At 57.3% G+C, this 20,114-nt stretch carries 21 protein-coding genes; 8 read left to right on the top strand and 13 right to left on the bottom strand.

Features of this window, described 5'->3' with window-relative positions; translation table 11 throughout:
• The first annotated feature begins 20 nt into the window (after positions 1-20).
• Both pta and ACIQYF_RS09020 read left to right on the top strand, forming a co-directional pair.
• A complete protein-coding gene (gene pta / locus ACIQYF_RS09025) occupies positions 21-2,120 on the top strand; it encodes a phosphate acetyltransferase (RefSeq protein ID WP_402859737.1) in 2,100 nt (699 codons plus the stop codon).
• On the top strand, positions 2,121-3,023 hold the full coding sequence (locus ACIQYF_RS09020) for an acyltransferase (protein WP_402859734.1): 903 nt from the start codon (positions 2,121-2,123) through the stop codon (positions 3,021-3,023). It begins immediately after the preceding gene.
• A gap of 92 nt (positions 3,024-3,115) precedes the next feature.
• Here the strand turns inward: ACIQYF_RS09020 and cysN are convergent, their stop codons facing one another.
• From cysN to ACIQYF_RS09005, 3 genes are all read right to left on the bottom strand, one after another.
• The gene (gene cysN / locus ACIQYF_RS09015) at positions 3,116-5,014 is read right to left on the bottom strand and encodes a sulfate adenylyltransferase subunit CysN (RefSeq protein WP_402859731.1); all 1,899 of its coding nucleotides are present in this window, start codon (positions 5,012-5,014) and stop codon (positions 3,116-3,118) included.
• Positions 5,015-5,023: 9 nt separating this feature from the next.
• Positions 5,024-5,941 (bottom strand): sulfate adenylyltransferase subunit CysD, encoded by a 918-nt coding sequence (gene cysD, locus ACIQYF_RS09010; RefSeq protein WP_019408820.1) that lies wholly within the window; start codon positions 5,939-5,941, stop codon positions 5,024-5,026.
• Between the two features lie 262 nt (positions 5,942-6,203).
• Entirely contained in the window at positions 6,204-6,962 is a 759-nt protein-coding gene (locus ACIQYF_RS09005) for a Nif3-like dinuclear metal center hexameric protein (protein WP_402859726.1), read from the bottom strand.
• Between the two features lie 102 nt (positions 6,963-7,064).
• Here ACIQYF_RS09005 and algW point away from each other — a divergent pair, with 102 nt between their 5' ends.
• Complete coding sequence (gene algW / locus ACIQYF_RS09000; protein WP_402859723.1) at positions 7,065-8,222, top strand: Do family serine endopeptidase AlgW; 1,158 nt, start codon at positions 7,065-7,067, stop codon at positions 8,220-8,222.
• 122 nt (positions 8,223-8,344) lie between these two features.
• On the opposite strand, the gene hisC is transcribed toward algW, so the two are convergent.
• The 10 genes from hisC to ACIQYF_RS08950 form a co-directional block, all read right to left on the bottom strand.
• Positions 8,345-9,397 carry a histidinol-phosphate transaminase gene (gene hisC / locus ACIQYF_RS08995; RefSeq protein WP_402859720.1) on the bottom strand — a complete coding sequence of 351 codons (1,053 nt, stop codon included), beginning with the start codon at positions 9,395-9,397 and terminating at the stop codon, positions 8,345-8,347.
• 2 nt (positions 9,398-9,399) lie between these two features.
• Positions 9,400-10,728 carry a histidinol dehydrogenase gene (gene hisD / locus ACIQYF_RS08990; RefSeq protein WP_402859717.1) on the bottom strand — a complete coding sequence of 443 codons (1,329 nt, stop codon included), beginning with the start codon at positions 10,726-10,728 and terminating at the stop codon, positions 9,400-9,402.
• Between the two features lie 162 nt (positions 10,729-10,890).
• Positions 10,891-11,526: an ATP phosphoribosyltransferase gene (hisG, locus tag ACIQYF_RS08985; RefSeq protein WP_019408825.1), complete on the bottom strand. Its 636-nt coding sequence runs from the start codon at positions 11,524-11,526 to the stop codon at positions 10,891-10,893.
• Between the two features lie 182 nt (positions 11,527-11,708).
• Positions 11,709-12,974 (bottom strand): UDP-N-acetylglucosamine 1-carboxyvinyltransferase, encoded by a 1,266-nt coding sequence (gene murA, locus ACIQYF_RS08980; protein ID WP_402859714.1) that lies wholly within the window; start codon positions 12,972-12,974, stop codon positions 11,709-11,711.
• 31 nt (positions 12,975-13,005) lie between these two features.
• Positions 13,006-13,245, bottom strand: a complete 240-nt coding sequence (locus tag ACIQYF_RS08975; protein WP_402859711.1) for a BolA family protein — start codon at positions 13,243-13,245, stop codon at positions 13,006-13,008.
• Between the two features lie 114 nt (positions 13,246-13,359).
• Positions 13,360-13,665, bottom strand: coding sequence for a lipid asymmetry maintenance protein MlaB (locus ACIQYF_RS08970; protein WP_019408828.1), 306 nt, complete (start codon positions 13,663-13,665; stop codon positions 13,360-13,362).
• The gene (locus ACIQYF_RS08965; RefSeq protein WP_402859708.1) at positions 13,662-14,312 is read right to left on the bottom strand and encodes a phospholipid-binding protein MlaC; all 651 of its coding nucleotides are present in this window, start codon (positions 14,310-14,312) and stop codon (positions 13,662-13,664) included. The genes ACIQYF_RS08970 and ACIQYF_RS08965 overlap by 4 nt, the downstream gene beginning before the upstream one ends.
• 11 nt (positions 14,313-14,323) lie before the next feature.
• Positions 14,324-14,791 (bottom strand): outer membrane lipid asymmetry maintenance protein MlaD, encoded by a 468-nt coding sequence (gene mlaD / locus ACIQYF_RS08960; RefSeq protein ID WP_402859705.1) that lies wholly within the window; start codon positions 14,789-14,791, stop codon positions 14,324-14,326.
• Positions 14,791-15,588 (bottom strand): lipid asymmetry maintenance ABC transporter permease subunit MlaE, encoded by a 798-nt coding sequence (gene mlaE / locus ACIQYF_RS08955; RefSeq protein ID WP_402859702.1) that lies wholly within the window; start codon positions 15,586-15,588, stop codon positions 14,791-14,793. Before mlaE ends, mlaD begins: the two co-directional genes overlap by 1 nt.
• Positions 15,588-16,397, bottom strand: coding sequence for an ATP-binding cassette domain-containing protein (locus tag ACIQYF_RS08950; protein ID WP_402859699.1), 810 nt, complete (start codon positions 16,395-16,397; stop codon positions 15,588-15,590). Before ACIQYF_RS08950 ends, mlaE begins: the two co-directional genes overlap by 1 nt.
• 293 nt (positions 16,398-16,690) lie before the next feature.
• Here ACIQYF_RS08950 and ACIQYF_RS08945 point away from each other — a divergent pair, with 293 nt between their 5' ends.
• The 5 genes from ACIQYF_RS08945 to lptB are packed head-to-tail and all read left to right on the top strand — an operon-like array spanning position 16,691 to position 20,027.
• Positions 16,691-17,665: a KpsF/GutQ family sugar-phosphate isomerase gene (locus ACIQYF_RS08945; RefSeq protein ID WP_402859696.1), complete on the top strand. Its 975-nt coding sequence runs from the start codon at positions 16,691-16,693 to the stop codon at positions 17,663-17,665.
• Positions 17,665-18,189, top strand: coding sequence for a KdsC family phosphatase (locus ACIQYF_RS08940; protein WP_402859693.1), 525 nt, complete (start codon positions 17,665-17,667; stop codon positions 18,187-18,189). Before ACIQYF_RS08945 ends, ACIQYF_RS08940 begins: the two co-directional genes overlap by 1 nt.
• An 8-nt stretch (positions 18,190-18,197) precedes the next feature.
• On the top strand, positions 18,198-18,770 hold the full coding sequence (gene lptC / locus ACIQYF_RS08935) for an LPS export ABC transporter periplasmic protein LptC (RefSeq protein ID WP_402859690.1): 573 nt from the start codon (positions 18,198-18,200) through the stop codon (positions 18,768-18,770).
• Entirely contained in the window at positions 18,757-19,302 is a 546-nt protein-coding gene (gene lptA, locus ACIQYF_RS08930) for a lipopolysaccharide transport periplasmic protein LptA (protein WP_402859687.1), read from the top strand. Before lptC ends, lptA begins: the two co-directional genes overlap by 14 nt.
• On the top strand, positions 19,302-20,027 hold the full coding sequence (lptB, locus tag ACIQYF_RS08925; RefSeq protein ID WP_402859684.1) for an LPS export ABC transporter ATP-binding protein: 726 nt from the start codon (positions 19,302-19,304) through the stop codon (positions 20,025-20,027). Before lptA ends, lptB begins: the two co-directional genes overlap by 1 nt.
• The last annotated feature ends 87 nt before the right edge of the window (positions 20,028-20,114 follow it).

Raw genomic sequence — 20,114 nt, 5'->3', positions numbered from 1 at the left:
TGCCACGTCAGGAAGCTCGCATGCAAACTTTCTTTATCGCCCCCACTGACTTTGGTGTGGGCCTGACATCTATCAGCCTCGGTCTGGTCCGGACCCTGGAGCGTGCAGGTCTGAAAGTCGGCTTCTTCAAGCCGATTGCCCAGCCGCACCCGGGCGACACCGGCCCTGAACGCTCTACTGAACTGGTGGCCCGCACTCACGGCCTCAAACCGCCAAAACCTTTGGGCCTGGCACATGTCGAGCGGATGCTCGGGGACGGCCAACTGGATGAACTGCTTGAAGAAATCATCCGCCTCTATCAAGAAGCGGCCATTGGCAAAGATGTGCTGATCGTTGAAGGCATGGTGCCCACTCGCACCGCCAGTTACGCGGCACGGGTCAATCTGCACCTGGCCAAGAGTCTGGATGCTGAAGTGATTCTGGTGTCGGCGCCGGAAAACGAAGTGCTGACCGAGCTTTCAGGCCGGGTTGAGTTGCAGGCGCAGCTGTTTGGCGGCCCGAAAGACCCGAAAGTGCTCGGCGTGATCCTCAATAAAGTGCGCACCGACGAAAGCATGGAAGTGTTTTCGGCACGCCTTAAAGAGCATTCGCCGTTGCTGCGCAGTGGTGACTTCAAGCTGCTCGGCTGCATTCCGTACCAACCCGAGCTCAATGCCCCGCGCACCCGCGACGTAGCAGAGTTGCTCGGGGCGCAGGTGCTGAACGCGGGCGACTACGAAACCCGGCGCATGTCCAAGATCATCCTGTGCGCCCGCACCGTGCTCAATACCCTGCAACTGCTCAAGCCCGGCGTATTGGTGGTAACCCCTGGCGATCGCGATGACATCATCCTCGCGGTCAGCCTGGCCGCGATGAACGGTGTGCCCTTGGCGGGCTTGCTGCTGACCAGCGACACCAAACCCGACCCGCGCCTTATGGAGCTGTGCCGAGGCGCGTTGCAAGCCGGGCTGCCGGTGTTGTCGGTGAGCACCGGCTCGTATGACACCGCCAATCAGCTCAATCAACTGAACAAAGAGATTCCGATAGATGACCGCGAGCGCGCGGAAATCATCACTGATTTTGTCGCCGGGTATCTCGACGCCCACTGGTTGCATCAGCGTTGCGGCACCCCACGGGAAATGCGCCTGACGCCCGCGGTGTTCCGTTACCAATTGATCCAGCGTGCCCAGCAGGCCAACAAGCGGATCGTCTTGCCCGAAGGCAGCGAGCCTTTGACCGTGCAGGCAGCTGCGATCTGTCAGGCCCGAGGCATCGCCCGCTGCGTGCTGCTGGCCAAACCTGAAGAAGTCCACGCCGTGGCCAAGGCCCATGGCTTTGAGCTGCCGCCGGGTCTGGAAATTCTCGATCCGGACCTGATTCGAGGCCGTTATGTCGAGCCCATGGTGGCGCTGCGCAAAACCAAAAGCATCAACGCGCCGATGGCCGAACAACAACTGGAAGACACGGTTGTGATCGGTACCATGATGCTGGCACTGGACGAAGTCGACGGCCTGGTTTCCGGGGTTATCCACTCCACCGCCAACACCATCCGCCCTGCCCTGCAACTGATCAAAACCGCGCCGGGCTGTACGTTGGTGTCTTCGGTGTTCTTTATGTTGTTCCCGGAGCAGGTACTGGTTTACGGCGACTGCGTGATGAACCCGCACCCGAGCGCAACTGAACTGGCAGAAATCGCTCTGCAAAGCGCCGACTCGGCGGCTGCGTTCGGGATTACCCCGCGTGTGGCCATGATCAGTTATTCCAGTGGCGAATCAGCCAGCGGTGAAGAAGTCGAAAAAGTCCGTGAAGCCACCTTGTTGGCGCACGAAGCCCAGCACGCGCTGCTGATCGACGGCCCGCTGCAATACGACGCCGCCGCTAACGAAGCGGTGGCTCGCCAGCTTGCCCCTAATAGCCAGGTTGCAGGCCGCGCGACCGTGTTTGTGTTCCCCGACCTGAACACCGGTAACACGACGCACAAAGCCGTGCAACGCAGCGCCGATTGCGTCAGCTTGGGGCCGATGCTGCAAGGCCTGCGCAAACCGGTAAACGATCTGCCCCGTGGCGCCCAAGTGGACGACATCGTCTACACCATCGCCCTGACAGCGATTCAAGCCGCCAACCGACCTATGGATGTATAAATGGACTCTCTGCCTGCGCCGTTACGCGGCGTCATTGCTTCATTGTTATTGGCGATCAACACCGTTGTGTGCTGCACGCCGCTGTTTATCGTCGCCATTTTCAAGCTGTGCCTGCCGTTTGGAGCCGCGCAACGGGTGACTGACGAATTGATGCGACACATCCACGAAGCCTGGGTGGGTAACAACAATCGCTGGATGAATTTACTGCGCAAAACCCGCTGGCATATCAAGGGCCTTGAAGGGCTGGACTATGAGCACTCGTACCTGGTGACCAGTAACCACCAGAGCTGGGTCGACATCATGGTGCTGCAATACGCGCTCAACAAACGTATCCGCCCGCTGAAGTTCTTCCTTAAACAAGAACTGATCTGGGTGCCGGTGATTGGGTTGGCGTGGTGGGCGCTGGGCTTTCCGTTCATGAAGCGCTACTCCAAGGCCTACCTGGCCAAACACCCGGAAAAGAAAGGCGCTGACCTGGCGACCACGCGTAAAACCTGCGCCAAGTTCAAAGATCAATCGGTGGGTATTTTCAACTTCGTCGAAGGCACGCGCTTTACCGAAGCCAAACACGCCGCACAGCACTCACCGTTTCGCTACCTGCTCAAACCCAAAGCCGGGGGCATTGCCTTTGTGCTGGATGCGATGGGCGAACAGTTGCAGTCCCTCGTCAACGTGACGATTCATTACCCGGGCGGACGTCCGGGGTATTGGGACTTGCTGTGCGGGAACGTGCATGACGTGGTGGTGGTGTTTGAAGAGCTGAAGATTCCGGCTCAATTCATCGGTCGAAACTACGATCAGGACGCCGAGTACAAGTTGGCATTTCAGACCTGGATCAACCAGCTGTGGGAAGACAAGGACCGGTTGCTGGGGGAATTGCATCGGGAATACCCCAAGGTCTGAGGTAAACAGCCCTTGTAGACGCCCTGCCTCAGTTCGTCACCCAACAAAAAGCCCGCCACCGATCTCTCGGTGGCGGGCTTTTTAGTCGCGGTTTAGATAGCGCCGCGTTGACGCAACAGGTCCAGCACCAACTTGACGCCTTCTTCCAGCGACAAGGCCTGAGTGTCGACCACCAGGTCTGCATTCAAGGGCACGTCATACGGGAAGGACTCGCCCGGAATGTTATCGCCGCCCGCCGCGTACAGCCCTTGCGGGTCACGCTCGGCGCACACGGCTGGCGATGCCTGTACATACACCGTGATCAAACGATCATCACCGATCAGCGCCTTGGCCTGTTCGCGGCCTTCAGCATCCGGGGCAACGAAGGCGGCCAGTGTCAGCAGGCCCGCTTCGTTGAACTGACGCGCCACGTGAGCGGCACGACGCCAGTTCTCGGTACGCCCAGCACGATCCTGTGGCAGACCTTTGTTCAGGTCATGGCGCAGGTTCTGACCATCCAGTACGAACACCGCACGGCCCATGTCGAACAACTTGCGCTCAACCGCATAAGCCAGGGTGCTCTTACCTGCCCCCGACAAACCACTGAACAACACCGTCGCCGGTTGCTGGCCAAAACGCTGGGCACGTTCTTCAGTGGTGACGTGTGCCAACTCACCGTGATGCGTCGCGCTGCCATGGCTCAACGGCGGCGCAATGATCATGCCCGCCCCCACAGTCCCGTTGGTCAGGCGATCGATGATGATGAACGAACCCGTGGTGCGGTTGCTTTCATAACCATCCAGCGCAATCGGAGCGTCGAGGCTGATTTTGACCTTGCCGATCTCGTTCAACTGCAACGCGCTCGCCGGGCCTTCTTCCAGCGTGTTCACATCGACTTTGTTGACGATGCTGGCAATCGAGCCCGGTACATAGCTGGTGGCACGCTTGATGTCGTACTTCTTGCCCGGCAGCATCGGCTCTTCGGCCATCCATACCAGCATGGCTTCGAAATTGTCTGTCACCTGCGGCACGTTATCGGCATGCACCAACAAGTCGCCACGGGAGATGTCGATCTCGTCTTCCATGGTCAGTGTTACCGCCTGCCCCGGACCTGCGTGCTCCAGTTCACCTTCAAAAGTGACGATGGATTTAACGCGGCTGCTTTTGCCCGACGGCAGGACAACAATATCGTCACCCTTGTGCACCACGCCGCTGGCCAGCGTACCGGCGAAGCCACGGAAGTTCAGGTTCGGACGGTTCACGTATTGCACAGGGAAGCGCAGGTCGGTGAGGTTACGGTCAGCCGCAACCTCAACAGTTTCCAGAATCTCCATCAGCGACTGACCGGTGTACCACGGCGAGCGCTCGGATTTGTTCACCACGTTGTCGCCTTTAAGGGCTGACATCGGCACGAAATGCATGCTCGAAGGCTTCATTTTCAAGCCTTCGGCGAACTTCAGGTAATCGGCCTTGATCGACTCGAATACACCTTGGTCAAAGTTCTTGAGGTCCATCTTGTTGATGGCCACAACGATGTGCTTGATGCCCAGCAACGAGGCGATAAAGCTGTGGCGACGGGTTTGGGTCTGTACGCCGTAGCGGGCATCCACCAAAATAATCGCCAGGTCACAGGTGGATGCACCGGTGGCCATGTTGCGGGTGTACTGCTCGTGGCCCGGTGTATCGGCAATGATGAACTTGCGCTTGGCGGTCGAGAAGTAACGGTAGGCCACATCAATGGTAATGCCCTGCTCGCGCTCGGCCTGGAGGCCGTCAACCAGCAATGCCAGGTCGATATCATCGCCCGTGGTGCCGCTCTTTTTCGAGTCACGGGTAATGGCTTCCAGATGGTCTTCGTAGATCATCTTGGAGTCGTGCAGCAGGCGCCCGATCAGGGTGCTCTTGCCGTCATCGACGTTGCCGCAGGTCAGAAAGCGCAACATCTCTTTGCGCTCGTGCTGGCCCAGGTAGGCGAGGATATCCTCGCTGATCAAATCAGATACGTGCGACATGACAACCCCTTAGAAATAACCTTGACGTTTTTTATCTTCCATCGAGCCTGCGCCATCGTGATCGATGACTCGGCCCTGGCGCTCGGAAGTTCGCGTCAGGAGCATTTCCTGGATGATGTCTGTCAGGGTCTCAGCCTCGGACTCCACCGCGCCGGTCAGCGGGTAGCAGCCAAGAGTACGGAAACGGACCTTTTTCTTGACGATACGGGCTTTATCTTCGTCAGACAGGTGCTCAAGGATCCGATCGTCGTCGATCATGATCAATGTGCCGTTTTTCTCGATGACTTCACGCTCAGCGGCGAAGTACAGCGGCACAATCGGGATACCTTCGAGGTAGATGTACTGCCAGATGTCGAGCTCGGTCCAGTTCGACAACGGGAATACGCGGATCGATTCGCCCTTGTTGACGTTGCCGTTGTAGACATTCCACAACTCGGGACGCTGATTTTTCGGGTCCCAGCGGTGCTTGCTGTCGCGGAAGGAGTACACACGCTCTTTGGCGCGGGACTTCTCTTCGTCGCGGCGCGCGCCACCAAAGGCTGCATCAAAACCGTACTTGTCCAGAGCCTGTTTGAGGCCCTCGGTTTTCATGATGTCAGTGTGCTTGGCGCTGCCATGAGTAAAGGGGTTGATCCCTTGCGCCACGCCATCCGGGTTGACGTGAGTGATCAGATCCAGGCCCAGCTCGGCGACCATCTTGTCGCGAAAGCTGTACATCTCCTGGAATTTCCACTGAGTGTCGACATGCATCACCGGAAACGGCAGCTTGCCAGGGAAAAATGCCTTGCGAGCAAGGTGAAGCATCACGGCGGAATCTTTACCGATCGAGTACAGCATTACCGGGTTATCGAACTCGGCGGCCACCTCGCGGATGATGTGGATGCTTTCCGCCTCCAGCTGTTTCAGGTGCGTCAGTTTGTCGACCATGGCTACTCACGAAAACTATCTTATGAACGGCCTGCGGGCCGTGTTCGAGCGGAGAATGCTAGCACAGCGCCCTCTTATATTGAGGGCGCCAACTAGATCGAAACGATCTAAGAATAGATCGCCGGGTTTGGCCATTCCCGTATCTGTAGCCGCTGCCGCAGGCTGCGATAAGGGCTGCAGGACCTTCACTCTTAACCTGAAAGCAGGGCCGCTGCGTGCCCCACCGCAGCCTGCGGCAGCGGCTACCTATTTGTGCAAAACATTAAATCGGATTCGGGCAATCGATAAACAGATGCTCCAGCGCAAAGCGTCGCGCCAGGTAATCACCCAGTGCTTGTACGCCGTAGCGCTCGGTAGCGTGGTGCCCGGCCGCGATAAAGCTGATGTCGTTCTCGCGTGCGCTGTGGAACGTTTGCTCAGAAGCTTCGCCACTCAGGTACAGATCAACACCCGCCAATACGGCCTGGTCGATGTAACCCTGGCCACCGCCAGTGCACCAGCCCACGCGACGAATCATTTCGCTGCCTTCAATCAACAATGGCTCACGTCCCAGGGCTTCTTGAACCCGCCGGGCAAAATCACGCGCGGTCACCGGTTCAGCCAATGAACCCACCAATCCCACTACTTTGCTGTTGGTCGGATCCAGCGGGCCCTCAACGGTAATGTCCAATTGCCGCGCCAACTGCACGTTGTTGCCCACGTCAGGGTGCAGGTCAAGTGGCAAGTGATACGCCAGCAAGCTGATGTCGTGCTTGAGCAAGGTTTTCAGACGGCGCTGCTTCATGCCAGTGACGCAAGGGTCTTCGCCCTTCCAGAAATAACCATGGTGCACCAGCACCAAATCGGCCTGAGCCTCAACCGCAGCATCGAGCAGCGCCTGGCTAGCGGTCACGCCACTGACGATACGCAGCACTTGCGGTCGGCCTTCGACTTGCAATCCGTTGGGGCAGTAATCGCTGATGGCAGCGCAGTTCAAGTACCGATTTGCTTCCTCTACCAGCGTGCTCAGGGCGACAGCCATAAAAGACTCCTAAATATAGCGTTCAGAGGTGCTCGTGCCCTCGTATAATGGCCGCCATTATGGGCCGTCGAGATGGCTCTGCAACCTTCAGGACTGAGTTCAATGTTTAAGGCTTTGCGTTTTTTTGGCTGGCCATTGCTGGCTGGCGTGCTTATCGCCTTGCTGATTATTCAACGTTATCCGCAGTGGGTCGGCTTGCCGACGCTGGACGTTAATCTGCAACAAGCCCCTCGAACCAGTTACGTGCAACAAGGCCCGGTCACGTATGCCGACGCCGTGACGCGGGCGGCGCCCGCGGTCGCCAACCTGTACACCACCAAGGTGGTCAACAAAAATGCCAGCCCGCTGTTTGATGACCCACAGTTCAGACGCTTTTTCGGCAACAACGCGCCTAAGCAAAAGCGTATGGAATCAAGCCTGGGTTCGGCCGTGATCATGAGCCCGGAAGGGTACTTGTTGACCAATAACCATGTGGTGAGCGGCGCCGACCAGATTGTCGTGGCCCTCAAGGATGGTCGTGAAACACTGGCACGGGTGATCGGCAGCGACCCTGAAACGGATTTGGCCGTACTCAAGATTGACCTGAAAAACTTGCCCGCCATCACCATTGGGCGCTCTGACACATTGCGCATCGGCGATATTGCCCTGGCCATTGGCAACCCGTTTGGCGTCGGTCAAACAACGACCATGGGCATCATCAGTGCCACTGGGCGCAACCAGTTGGGCTTGAACAACTACGAAGACTTTATTCAGACCGATGCCGCGATCAACCCTGGCAACTCGGGCGGCGCGCTGGTGGATGCCAATGGCAACCTGACCGGTATCAATACCGCGATCTTTTCCGAGTCGGGTGGCTCGCAAGGGATCGGCTTTGCCATCCCGATCAATCTGGCGATGGAAGTCATGAAGTCGATTATCGAGCATGGCCAGGTTATTCGTGGCTGGCTGGGGATTGAGGTTCAGTCGCTGACACCTGATTTGGCGGAGTCTTTTGGCATGAATGGACGCCCGGGGATCGTGGTCGCGGGAATTTTCCGTGACGGCCCTGCGCAAAAAGCCGGCCTGCAGTTAGGTGATGTGATCCTGAGCATTGATGGCGAACCCGCCAACGATGGCCGTCGCTCCATGAACCAAGTGGCCCGGATCAAGCCTTCGGACAAGGTAGAGATTCAAGTATTGCGCAACGGCAAAGAGCTTAAGCTCACCGCCGAAGTGGGCCTGCGTCCACAGCAGGAACAGCCCGCGCACCCAGAGAAATAAACACAAGCCGCTAGCGGTAGCCGCTGCCGCAGGCTGCGACAAGGGCCGCAGGACCTTCCTGTGGCCTAAGGAGAGCGAGCGCTGCGCGCTCGATCCCAGCCTGCGGCGGCTACAGATGTTGATTAAATATCCGCCAACCCTTCAATCAGCGCCGCGTTCTGCGCTGGCGTACCGATGCTGATCCGCAGGAACTGCGCAATCCGCAGTTGCTTGAAGTGACGCACGATCACGCCCTGCTCGCGCAACTTGGCCGCCAGTGCCGCCGCATCGTGTTCTGGGTGACGCGCGAAGATAAAGTTCGCTGCCGACGGCAACACTTCAAAACCCAACGCGTGCAATTGACCCACCACTTGCTCGCGACTGTCGATCACGGCCTTACGGGTGTGCTCGAAGTGCTCGCGGTCTGCAAACGCTGCTGCAGCCCCTGCAATCGCCACACGGTCCAGCGGGTAGGAGTTGAAGCTGTTTTTGATCCGCTCCAGCGCTTCGATCAGATCAGGATGACCCACCGCCAGGCCCACGCGCAAACCGGCCAGCGAGCGCGATTTGGAAAGGGTCTGAGTCACCAGCAAGTTGGGATAGCGATCCACCAGGCTGATGGCCGTCTCGCCGCCAAAGTCGATGTAGGCTTCATCCACCACAACCACCGAATCCGGACTGGCTTTGAGGATCTGCTCAACCGCTTCCAGCGCCAACAAACAGCCGGTCGGCGCATTGGGGTTCGGGAAAATGATGCCGCCGTTGGGCTTGGCATAATCCGCTGGCTGGATCTGAAACTGCTCATCCAGCGGCACGGCGTCAAACTCGATGCCGTACAACCCGCAATACACAGGATAAAAGCTGTAGCTGATGTCAGGGAACAGCAGCGGTTTGTCGTGCTGCAACAAGCCGTTAAAGATGTGGGCCAGCACTTCGTCAGAGCCGTTGCCGAGGAACACCTGACGCGTCTGGACACCGTAATACTCGGCCACCGCCTGCTTGAGCAGGTCGCTGTTGGGGTCCGGGTATAAACGCAGGTTGTCGTTAATCTCTGCCCGCATCGCGTCCAGCGCCTTTGGCGAGGGACCGTACGGGTTTTCGTTGGTGTTGAGCTTGACCAGTCTGGTCAGTTTTGGCTGCTCGCCCGGCACGTAAGGCACCAGCTCTTTAACGAACGAACTCCAGAATTTACTCATGCTTATTGCCCCTGTTCGGTGTCGGCGATGATCCGGTATTCAGCACTGCGAGCGTGGCCGGTCAGTGATTCACCGCGGGCCAGAATCGAGGCAGTTTTGCCCAGGTCAGACGCGCCCTGCTCCGAGCAAAAGATGATCGATGAACGCTTCTGGAAGTCATATACGCCCAGAGGCGAGGAGAAACGCGCCGTGCCAGACGTCGGCAATACGTGGTTAGGGCCTGCGCAGTAATCACCCAAGGCTTCGGATGTATGACGCCCCATGAAGATCGCACCCGCGTGACGGATCTGCGGCAACCAGGCCTGTGGGTCGGCCACCGACAGTTCCAAGTGTTCCGGGGCAATGCGGTTGGCCACATCGATGGCCTGCTGCATGTCATTCACCAGAATCAACGCACCGCGACCATTGATCGAAGTGTTGATGATGTCAGCGCGTTCCATGGTCGGCAGCAACTTAGCGATGCTGGCGGCAACGCTGTCGAGGAACTCGGCGTCTGGGCTGACCAGAATGGCTTGCGCGTCTTCGTCGTGCTCGGCCTGAGAGAACAGGTCCATGGCGATCCAGTCCGGATCGGTCTGGCCATCGCACACCACGAGGATTTCCGAAGGTCCGGCGATCATGTCGATCCCGACTTGGCCGAATACGTGACGCTTGGCGGTTGCCACGTAAATGTTGCCAGGCCCCACCACTTTGTCGACTTTCGGCACGCTTTCGGTGCCGTAGGCCAACGCGGCAACGGCTTGTGCACCACCGATGGTGAACACGCGGTCAACACCGGCGATACAGGCCGCAGCCAGCACCAACTCATTGATCTCGCCACGCGGGGTTGGCACGACCATGACCACTTCGGCCACGCCTGCCACTTTGGCCGGAATCGCGTTCATGAGTACCGAAGACGGGTAAGAAGCTTTACCGCCTGGCACGTACAAGCCCGCGCGATCCAGCGGCGTCACCTTTTGGCCCAGCACCGTGCCATCAGCTTCGGTGTAGCTCCAGGATTCCTGTTTCTGTTTTTCGTGGTAGCTGCGCACTCGTTGGGCGGCTTTTTCCAGCGCTTCACGTTGCGGCGCGGTGATACGGGTCAAGGCCAGTTCCAGACGCTCGCGTGGCAGGATCAGATCCGCCATCGAGTTAACGCTCAGCCCGTCAAAGCGCTGAGTGAACTCAACCAGTGCCGCATCGCCGCGCTCGCGCACTGCCTTGATGATGTCGAGCACGCGCTGGTTAACCGAGTCATCAGACACACTTTCCCAGCTCAGCAAATGATCCAGATGCTGCGCGAAGTCCGGATCAGCAGCGTTGAGTCGGCGAATTGCGGTGGGAGCGGTCATAGCGAGGGCCTCGGTAATGGGCGAATGCTTGGAATTTATGAGGTTGCAGATCTCAGGCACCACAAGACTACCAAGCCATCCGCGTGGGTACCTGAGATTTCTGGCGATTACACGGATGGATGGGCGCGACGTCAGGGATCAACCCCTTATCGCGCAGGTGTGTCAGCCGCGGTGTCGAGATTCCACTGCTTTGCGCAGGGTGTCGATCAGGGCTTGAATGCGGGCGTGCTGCATTTTCATCGAAGCTTTGTTAACCACCAGACGGGAGCTGACGGCGGCAATGAAGTCCTGAGGTTCCAGGCCATTGGCACGCAAGGTGTTGCCCGTATCGACCACGTCGATGATCTTGTCGGCCAGGCCAATCAGCGGAGCCAGCTCCATCGAGCCGTACAGCTTGATGATGTCGACCTGGCGGCCCTGCTCGGCGTAGTAACGCTTGGCGATATTGACAAATTTGGTGGCAACACGCAGGCGGCCTTTGGGTTCAACGGCACCAATGGCACCGGCAGTCATCAGCTTGCACTGGGCAATCTGAAGATCCAGAGGCTCATAAAGGCCCTGGCCGCCGTATTCCATCAGCACGTCTTTACCCGCAACACCGAGGTCGGCCGCGCCATGCTCAACATAAGTCGGCACGTCGGTGGCGCGTACGATCAACAGACGCACGTCGGGTTGTGAGGTCGGGATGATCAGCTTGCGGCTTTTGTCCGGATTCTCGGTCGGCACAATGCCCGCTTCAGCCAGAAGCGGCAGGGTGTCGTCAAGGATACGGCCCTTGGACAGTGCAATGGTCAACATGGGAAACGTAAGTCCTTATCAGGGTACTTATGCCCGGACACAATCGGCGCCGGACATGCATCGAGCCTGATAGTCAGGCTCGACTTGAACGATTCGAGGCCAGGTAAGGTAACGCTTGCGAGCGCTTACGTCACCTGGCGGCTGGACACTATCCGTGTGCCCATGATGCCAGACAGCAAAAACTAGCCCGGAACGCGGCGGATTTTGGCACCCAGCATTTGCAGTTTTTCTTCGATGCACTCGTAACCACGGTCGATGTGGTAGATGCGGTCGATCAGGGTGTCGCCTTCAGCAACCAGTGCCGAGATAACCAGGCTGGCCGAAGCACGCAGGTCGGTAGCCATGACTGGCGCGCCTTTCAGCGTTTCGGTACCGGTGACGATGGCAGTGTTGCCTTCGACCTGGATCTTGGCGCCCATGCGGTGCAGTTCATACACGTGCATGAAGCGGTTTTCGAAGATGGTCTCGATGACCGCACCCGTGCCTTCAGCAATGGCATTGAGCGAAATGAACTGGGCTTGCATGTCCGTCGGGAACGCCGGGTACGGAGCCGTACGCACGTTCACCGCTTTAGGACGCTTGCCGTGCATGTTCAGCTCGATCCAGTCTTCACCGGTGGTGATCTCGGCGCCAGCTTCCTTGAGCTTCTCAAGCACAGCTTCAAGAATGGTCGGATCGGTGTCCTTGACCTTCACACGGCCGCCAGTCACTGCGGCGGCAACCAGGTAGGTGCCAGTTTCGATACGGTCCGGCATCACTCGGTAGACCGCAGGATGCAGGCGTTCTACACCATCGATGGTGATGGTATCGCTGCCCGCGCCGCTGACTTTGGCACCCATGGCGTTCAGGAAGTTGGCCAGGTCGACGACTTCAGGCTCGCGGGCGGCGTTTTGCAGCACGCTGCGGCCTTTGGCCAGTGCAGCGGCCATCATGATGTTTTCAGTGCCCGTTACGCTGACGGTGTCAAAGAAGAAGTTCGCACCGCGCAAGCCGCCTTCTGGCGCCTTGGCCTTGATGTAACCACCTTCAACGTCAATCACTGCGCCCATGGCTTCAAGACCACGGATGTGCAGGTCGACTGGACGCGAACCAATGGCGCAACCGCCTGGCAACGCCACTTCGGCGTAACCAAAACGAGCAACCATCGGGCCCAACACCAGGATCGAGGCACGCATGGTTTTAACCAATTCGTACGGAGCGATCAGGGTTTTGATGGTGCGCGGATCGATTTCAACGCTGAGCTTTTCATCAATCACCGGCTCAATGCCCATGCGACCGAACAGCTCGATCATGGTGGTGATGTCATGCAGGTGTGGCAGGTTAGCCACAGTCACCGCGCCATCGCACAGCAAGGTAGCTGCCAGAATCGGCAGCGCGGAGTTCTTCGCCCCGGAAATACGGATTTCGCCATCAAGACGAACGCCGCCGGTAATAATCAATTTATCCATAACAATCTCGACGCCTATTGGCTCAGGGTGCTCAGGCGCGCTCGGCCCAGGCCGCGCTGCTGAAGAATTTCATAGTGACCGCATGGATGCTGCCATCTGTGATCCACGGGTTCAAATGGGCATAGATCTGTTGCTGACGCTTAACCGGGCTCAGGGCCGCCAGTTCGTCGCTAATCACGTTCAGTTGAAAGTTGCAGCCTTCGCCTTCAACTTCCACCTGGGTTCCAGGCAGCTTTTCTTCAAGAAAGCTCTTCACTTCTACGGCCTGCATGCTCAACCTCAATCGGCGCCTAACGCGCGCTGGTCGGCCATCATACAAAAAAGCCCCGCGCCTGCGAACCCCGCATAACAGGACTCTGACGGGGGGCCTCTCTATAAGTGGCTATTAATGATGTGCCAGCAACTCGGTCAGACCCGAAACCTGAGCGATTTCGCGCATGTCGTCGGGCAAACCGGTAATGCTCATTGGCTTGTTCAGGGCTTGTGCGTCACGGATGTAACACAGCAACAATGACAAACCGACGCTGCTGGATTTGGTGACTGCCGAGCAATCCACCACCAAGGCTTTGGCCAAGGCCTTTTTGATCAGGGCCTGGCCTTCCTTGCGCAAGCGAGGGCCAGTCTGATAATCGAGCACGCCGCTGAGGCGCAACTCGCTTTCGCCAGCCAGGGTTACGGCGGCGTCAGTCATTTGCTCAATTTCTCGTCGGTTTTTTGCTTGGCCTTGGCGACTTCGCCTGCCCAGCCATCAATGGTCTTGTCCAGATCGTTGCCATTGCGCTGCATGGCATCGGCGAACTGGTCACGGAACAACTTGCCGATGTTGATACCGTTGATGATGACGTTACGCACTTTCCATTCGCCATTGACGTTGGTCAGTGTGTAGGACACTGGGTAAATCGCGCCATTGGCGCCCCGCACAGTCATAGGCACAGAGACGTTGTCGCCATTTGACTGCTGCTTGGCGTCACCGACGGTAATGCCCTCGTTCTTGAACTCAAGCAAGGCGTTGCCGTAAAACTGGATCAGGCTGCGCTTGAAGTTGTCTTGGAAGCGCTGCATCTGCGCAGGCGTGGCCTTGCGCGAATACTTGACGGTCATGATGCTGCGCGACACACCATCAACGTCCACCACCGGCCCGACAATGTTGTTCAGGGCGTCGTAAAACTCGGTCGGGCTTGCTTTGTACTTTTCTTTGTTGGCGTCCAGATCCGCCAGCAGTCGCGTGGTAGTGTCAGTCACGATGTCATGGGGAGACGGCCCCGGTGCAGCGCTCGCCATCAGGGGCATAGCTGCCGCCAACATTATCAGCAGGCCACGGCGCAAGAGAGAAATCATCTAAAAGCTCCTTATTTGGCTTCTTTGCTAACGGTATTCATCAGGAATTTTCCGATCAGGTCTTCAAGGACCAGCGACGACTGAGTGTCGTGAATGGTGCCGCCATCCTTGAGCACAGTGTCTTCCCCGCCCACGCTTATACCGATGTACTTCTCGCCCAACAGGCCAGCTGTGAGGATAGACGCTGTCGAATCGGTCGGCAGGTTATCCACTTTCTTTTCCAACTGCAGGGTGACACGGGCCGTGAAGTTGTCACGGTCCAGATCAATTGCCGTGACCTTGCCGATGGTTACGCCCGCCATTGTGACTTTGGCGCGCACGGTCAGACCGGCAATATTGTCAAAGTAGGCATACAGTTTGTAGGTGTCTGTACTGGCCGTCGGCGACAGTCCACTGACTCGCAGGGCAAGTAACAGTAAAGCCAGGATGCCAGCCAGCAGGAACAGGCCGACACCGATTTCCATGGTGCGGTTTTGCATCAGAAATCTCCAAACATCAAGGCGGTCAAAATAAAGTCCAGCCCGAGGACTGCCAGTGAGGCATACACCACGGTCTTGGTAGTGGCACGGCTGATCCCCTCTGATGTGGGCTCGCAGTCATAGCCTTGAAACACAGCAATCCAGGTCACCACAAAGGCAAAGACGATGCTTTTGATGATCCCGTTAATGACGTCACCACTGAAGGTCACGCTGTTTTGCATATTGGCCCAATAAGAACCGTCGTAGACGCCCAGCCAATCTACCGCCACCCACGAACCGCCCCAGATCCCGACCACACTGAAAATCATCGCCAGCAGCGGAAGGGAAATGAATCCGGCCCATAAGCGCGGCGCAATGATGTACTTGAGCGGATCGACGCCGATCATTTCCAGGCTGGACAATTGTTCGGTCGATTTCATGTTGCCGATTTCAGCGGTCAATGCAGACCCGGCGCGCCCCGCGAACAATAGAGCCGTCACAACCGGCCCCAGTTCCCGCAACAGGGTCAGGGCAACCATTTGTCCAACGGCCTGTTCGGAGCCATAACTGGACAAGATACTGAAGCCTTGCAGCGCCAGCACCATGCCGATGAACACCCCGGACACCACAATAATCACCAGCGACATGACACCGACAGAGTGCAGTTGCTTGATCAGCAGCCCAAACCCACCGCCAATGCCACCACGCCCCAGCAATGCGTGAAACAGGAAGATCGTCGAACGCCCCAGCACCGAGACCATGTCGATCCCGGCTCGGCCGAACAATCCGACACGATCAATAATTGATTTTTTGGGCATCAACGCTTCCCCAGAAGATCGGTTCGGTAGTCTGACGCCGGGAAATGGAACGGAACCGGGCCATCCGGATCGCCGGTCATGAACTGGCGTATGCGCGGGTTATCGGCATTCATCAGCTCTTCTGGCGTGCCCTGCCCCAACACCTGACCATCACCGACGACATATAAATAGTCGGAAATACTCGCTGTTTCAGCCAAATCGTGGGAAACCACGATACTGGTGATGCCCAACGCGTCGTTGAGCAGGCGGATCAGCCGCACCAGCACTCCCATGGCAATGGGGTCTTGTCCCACAAAGGGCTCGTCATACATCAGGATTTGCGGGTCAAGGGCAATCGCTCGCGCCAACGCCACACGACGCTTCATGCCCCCCGACAGCTCGTCAGGCATCAGGTTGATTGCCCCACGCAACCCCACCGCCTGCAACTTAAGCAGAACGATGTCACGAATCATCTCTTCGGGCAGTTGAGTGTGAACGCGCAGCGGGAACGCTACGTTTTCGAACACATCCAGGTCGGTGAACAAGGCTCCGCTCTGAAACAACACCCCCATGTGCTTGCGAGCATCGAACAGATCACTGCGCGACAAGGTCGGCAGATTCTGGCCGTTGACCCACACTTCGCCGTTGCTGGGACGCAGTTGCATTCCCATCAAACGTAAAAGGGTAGTCTTGCCGCAGCCGGACGGGCCCATGATTCCCGTGACTTTGCCACGCGGAATTCGAATATCGACATTATTGAAGATGCTGCGCGTACCGCGCTTGAAGGAAACCCCCTTCAGCTCGACCGCGTAGGCGTTATCGGCGCTCATCTAAACTCCTTGCGATGCAGCTTCTGCCTCTCACCCGGACACCAAGCTTCTGATTGGGAAGCACGCGTTTCCTGAGCGGGCCGAACTGGCGGCGAACTATACCACTGCTGATACAGACCGCCCAAGGCCGAAGGAGTGCCCTCGCAGGTTACTGACAGTTAAATAAAGTCGATTTATCCACAAGCCCAATAGCACCTTGTTACTTGAGGCAACAAAGGACGACGATCAAGCGTGAGGGAATTGCGCATAACCGCTATAATCTCTGCCTTTTCTCAGGCTACCCGACCTTAAACATGAGCCAATCCAGCGACTTGATTCAATCTGGTCAACGCACCATCCGCCTCGAACTGGAAGCCGTAGAAGGTTTGCTGACTCGTATCGACGCTGATTTTGTGCGCGCTTGCGAGATGATTCTGGCAAGCAAGGGCCGAGTAGTCGTGGTCGGCATGGGCAAATCGGGCCATGTAGGCAACAAAATTGCCGCCACCCTGGCCAGCACCGGCACAACGGCCTTTTTTGTTCATCCTGCTGAAGCCAGCCATGGTGACATGGGCATGATCACTCGCGATGACATCATCCTTGCCCTGTCCAACTCCGGAACAACGGCTGAAATCGTAACCCTTTTGCCATTGATCAAGCGCCTGGGTATTAAACTGATCAGCGTGACCGGCAACCCGAACTCGACACTGGCAAAAGCCGCCGAAGTGAACCTCAATGTTCATGTCGACCACGAGGCCTGTCCGCTAAACCTGGCGCCGACCTCCTCCACCACCGCAGCTCTGGTCATGGGCGATGCCCTGGCCGTGGCACTGCTTAACGCTCGCGGCTTTACCGCTGAAGACTTTGCCTTCTCGCACCCAGGTGGCGCCCTGGGCCGCCGCCTGTTGCTGAAGGTCGAGAACGTCATGCATTCGGGCGATGAATTGCCGAAAGTGGTACGCGGCACCTCGCTTAAAGAAGCCTTGATGGAAATGACCCACAAAAGTCTGGGCATGACGGTCATCGTAGAAGAAGACGGTCGACTGGCCGGGATCTTTACCGACGGCGACCTGCGCCGCACCCTGGATCGTGAAATTGACATCCGCAATGCAACCATTGATTCAGTCATGACACCGCATGGCAAAACGGCCAGGGCCGAGATGCTTGCGGCCCAGGCCTTGAAAATCATGGAAGACCACAAAATCAGCGCGCTGGTCGTTGTCGACGAGGAAGACCGCCCGGTTGGCGCCTTGAACATGCACGACTTATTGCGCGCAGGAGTCATGTAATGACCCATGAACTGCTTAAACGCGGCAAAGACATTAAACTGGCGATTTTCGACGTCGACGGTGTTCTGACCGACGGCCGCCTGTACTTCCTCGAAGACGGCAGCGAATTCAAGACCTTTAATACCCTAGACGGCCAAGGTATCAAGATGCTGATGGCCGCTGGCGTGCAAACAGCAATCATCAGCGGTCGCAAGACCCCTGTGGTCGAACGCCGCGCGCAAAATCTGGGCATCCCGCATCTTTATCAGGGCCGTGAAGATAAATTGGTGGTATTGGACGAGCTTCTCGGCCAACTCGGCCTAAGCTATGAGCAGGTCGCCTATTTGGGCGATGACCTGCCCGACTTGCCGGTTATTCGCCGTGTCGGTCTGGGCATGGCGGTAGCCAATGCTGCCAGCTTTGTTCGTGAACACGCCCATGGAGTTACCCAGGCACGCGGCGGCGAAGGTGCTGCCCGCGAGTTTTGCGAGCTTATCCTGCGCGCCCAAGGCCACCTGGATGCAGCCCACGCCGCCTACCTATAGAGCTTTCCATGCTGAGTAAAAAAATTCGTAAAATTCTGTTATTCACAGTCATTGCCGCGCTTTTTGCGGCAGTTGGCTACTGGAATATCAGCCCGGAACGTTTTCTCGACCAGCCCGCAACGGCCGTCGACGAAACCGCTATCGACTATTACGCAATCAATGCGCATAGCCTGCAGTATTTGCCGGACGGCAAGCTGCAATATGAAATGACATCAGACAAGGTCGAACATTTGAAGGCATCTGAAGTCACATTGCTGACCAAGCCTGACCTGCAAATGTATCGCGGCACGACCTACCCTTGGCACGTGCAGAGCGAACGCGGCGAAGTCAATCCAGACGGCAGCCAGGTCGAATTGATCGACTCTGTGCGCGTTGCCCGTACAGACGAAAAAAACCGCACTACGATTATTACCAGTACCCGTATGACTGTATTCCCGCAGAAGCAATATGCGCAGACTGATCGAGACGTTAGAATCGACGGCGCTGGTGGTGTGACGACTGGCAAGGGCATGAAAGCATATTTGAAAGACGGCAGGATGGACCTGCTGTCCAACGTAAGAGGACAGTATGAGTCTCGTTAAAACCCTCCCTTTATTGCTCAGCTTGAGCGCAGCACTGGGAAGCGTGAGCGCCTGGGCTCTGCCAAATGATAATGAACAGCCTATCCGTATTCAGGCCAACGAAGCCCAACTGGATGACAAACAAGGCGTCGCCACCTACAAGGGCGATGTCATCATCACCCAGGGGTCAATGAAAATTACCGGCAACACCGTCACCATTACCCGCAATGCTGCGGGCGAAATCGACGTGGTGACATCGGTAGGTAATCTGGCTTACTTCGAGCAACTGCAAAAAGCGACTGACCCTAAACCGGTTCAGGCGTATGCCGTGACGATTCAATACCATGCGCCGCAAAACCGCATCGTGCTGATCGACAAGGCCAAAGTCATCAATGACGGCAACACGACCGAGGGCGAGAAGATCGTCTACGACACCGTCAAACAAGTTGCCAATGCCGGCCGAGCCAATGGCACAAGTGTCACCGCACCTCGTCCACGCATTGACATGGTGATTCAGCCGAAGAAGAAAACCGACCAGCAGAAGGCCCAGTAATGGCAACTCTTAAAGCCCAGCATTTAGCTAAAAGCTACAAGAGTCGCCAAGTGGTACGTGACGTGAGCCTGTCGATCGACAGCGGGCAAATCGTTGGCTTGCTCGGCCCAAACGGTGCGGGTAAAACCACCTGTTTCTACATGATCGTGGGCCTGGTTCAGGCTGATCAAGGTCGAGTGCTGATCGACGATCTGGACGTCAGCCACCAACCTATGCATGGCCGCGCGCGAGCCGGCATCGGCTACCTGCCACAAGAAGCCTCGATTTTTCGCAAGCTGTCGGTGGCCGATAACATCATGGCGATTCTCGAAACGCGCCACGAACTCGACAAGGCCGGTCGTCGCAAAGAACTGGAAAGCCTGCTGCAGGAGTTCCATATCAACCACATCCGCGACAGCCTCGGCATGAGCTTGTCCGGTGGTGAGCGTCGCCGGGTAGAAATTGCCCGCGCATTGGCCACCAACCCCAAGTTCATCTTGCTCGATGAACCGTTTGCAGGCGTTGACCCCATCTCCGTGGGCGACATCAAGCAAATTATTCATCACCTCAAAGCCAAGGGCATTGGCGTGCTGATCACAGATCACAACGTCCGTGAAACCCTCGACATCTGCGAAACGGCTTATATCGTCAACGACGGTCAACTGATCGCTGAAGGCGATGCTGAAACGATTCTTGCCAACGAGTTGGTGAGAGAAGTGTACCTGGGTCACGAGTTCCGCCTCTAAACCCACGGGAGAGCGGGCCCTGAAGCATTGAGCAATCGCATGCATTGCCGCGTCTTTCAGGGTCCGCACTCACGCCGTTATCGGCCA

This window comes from Pseudomonas sp. NPDC096917 (assembly GCF_044762555.1).
Classification (GTDB): domain Bacteria; phylum Pseudomonadota; class Gammaproteobacteria; order Pseudomonadales; family Pseudomonadaceae; genus Aquipseudomonas.
This window is presented reverse-complemented; position numbering and strand designations above follow the sequence as displayed.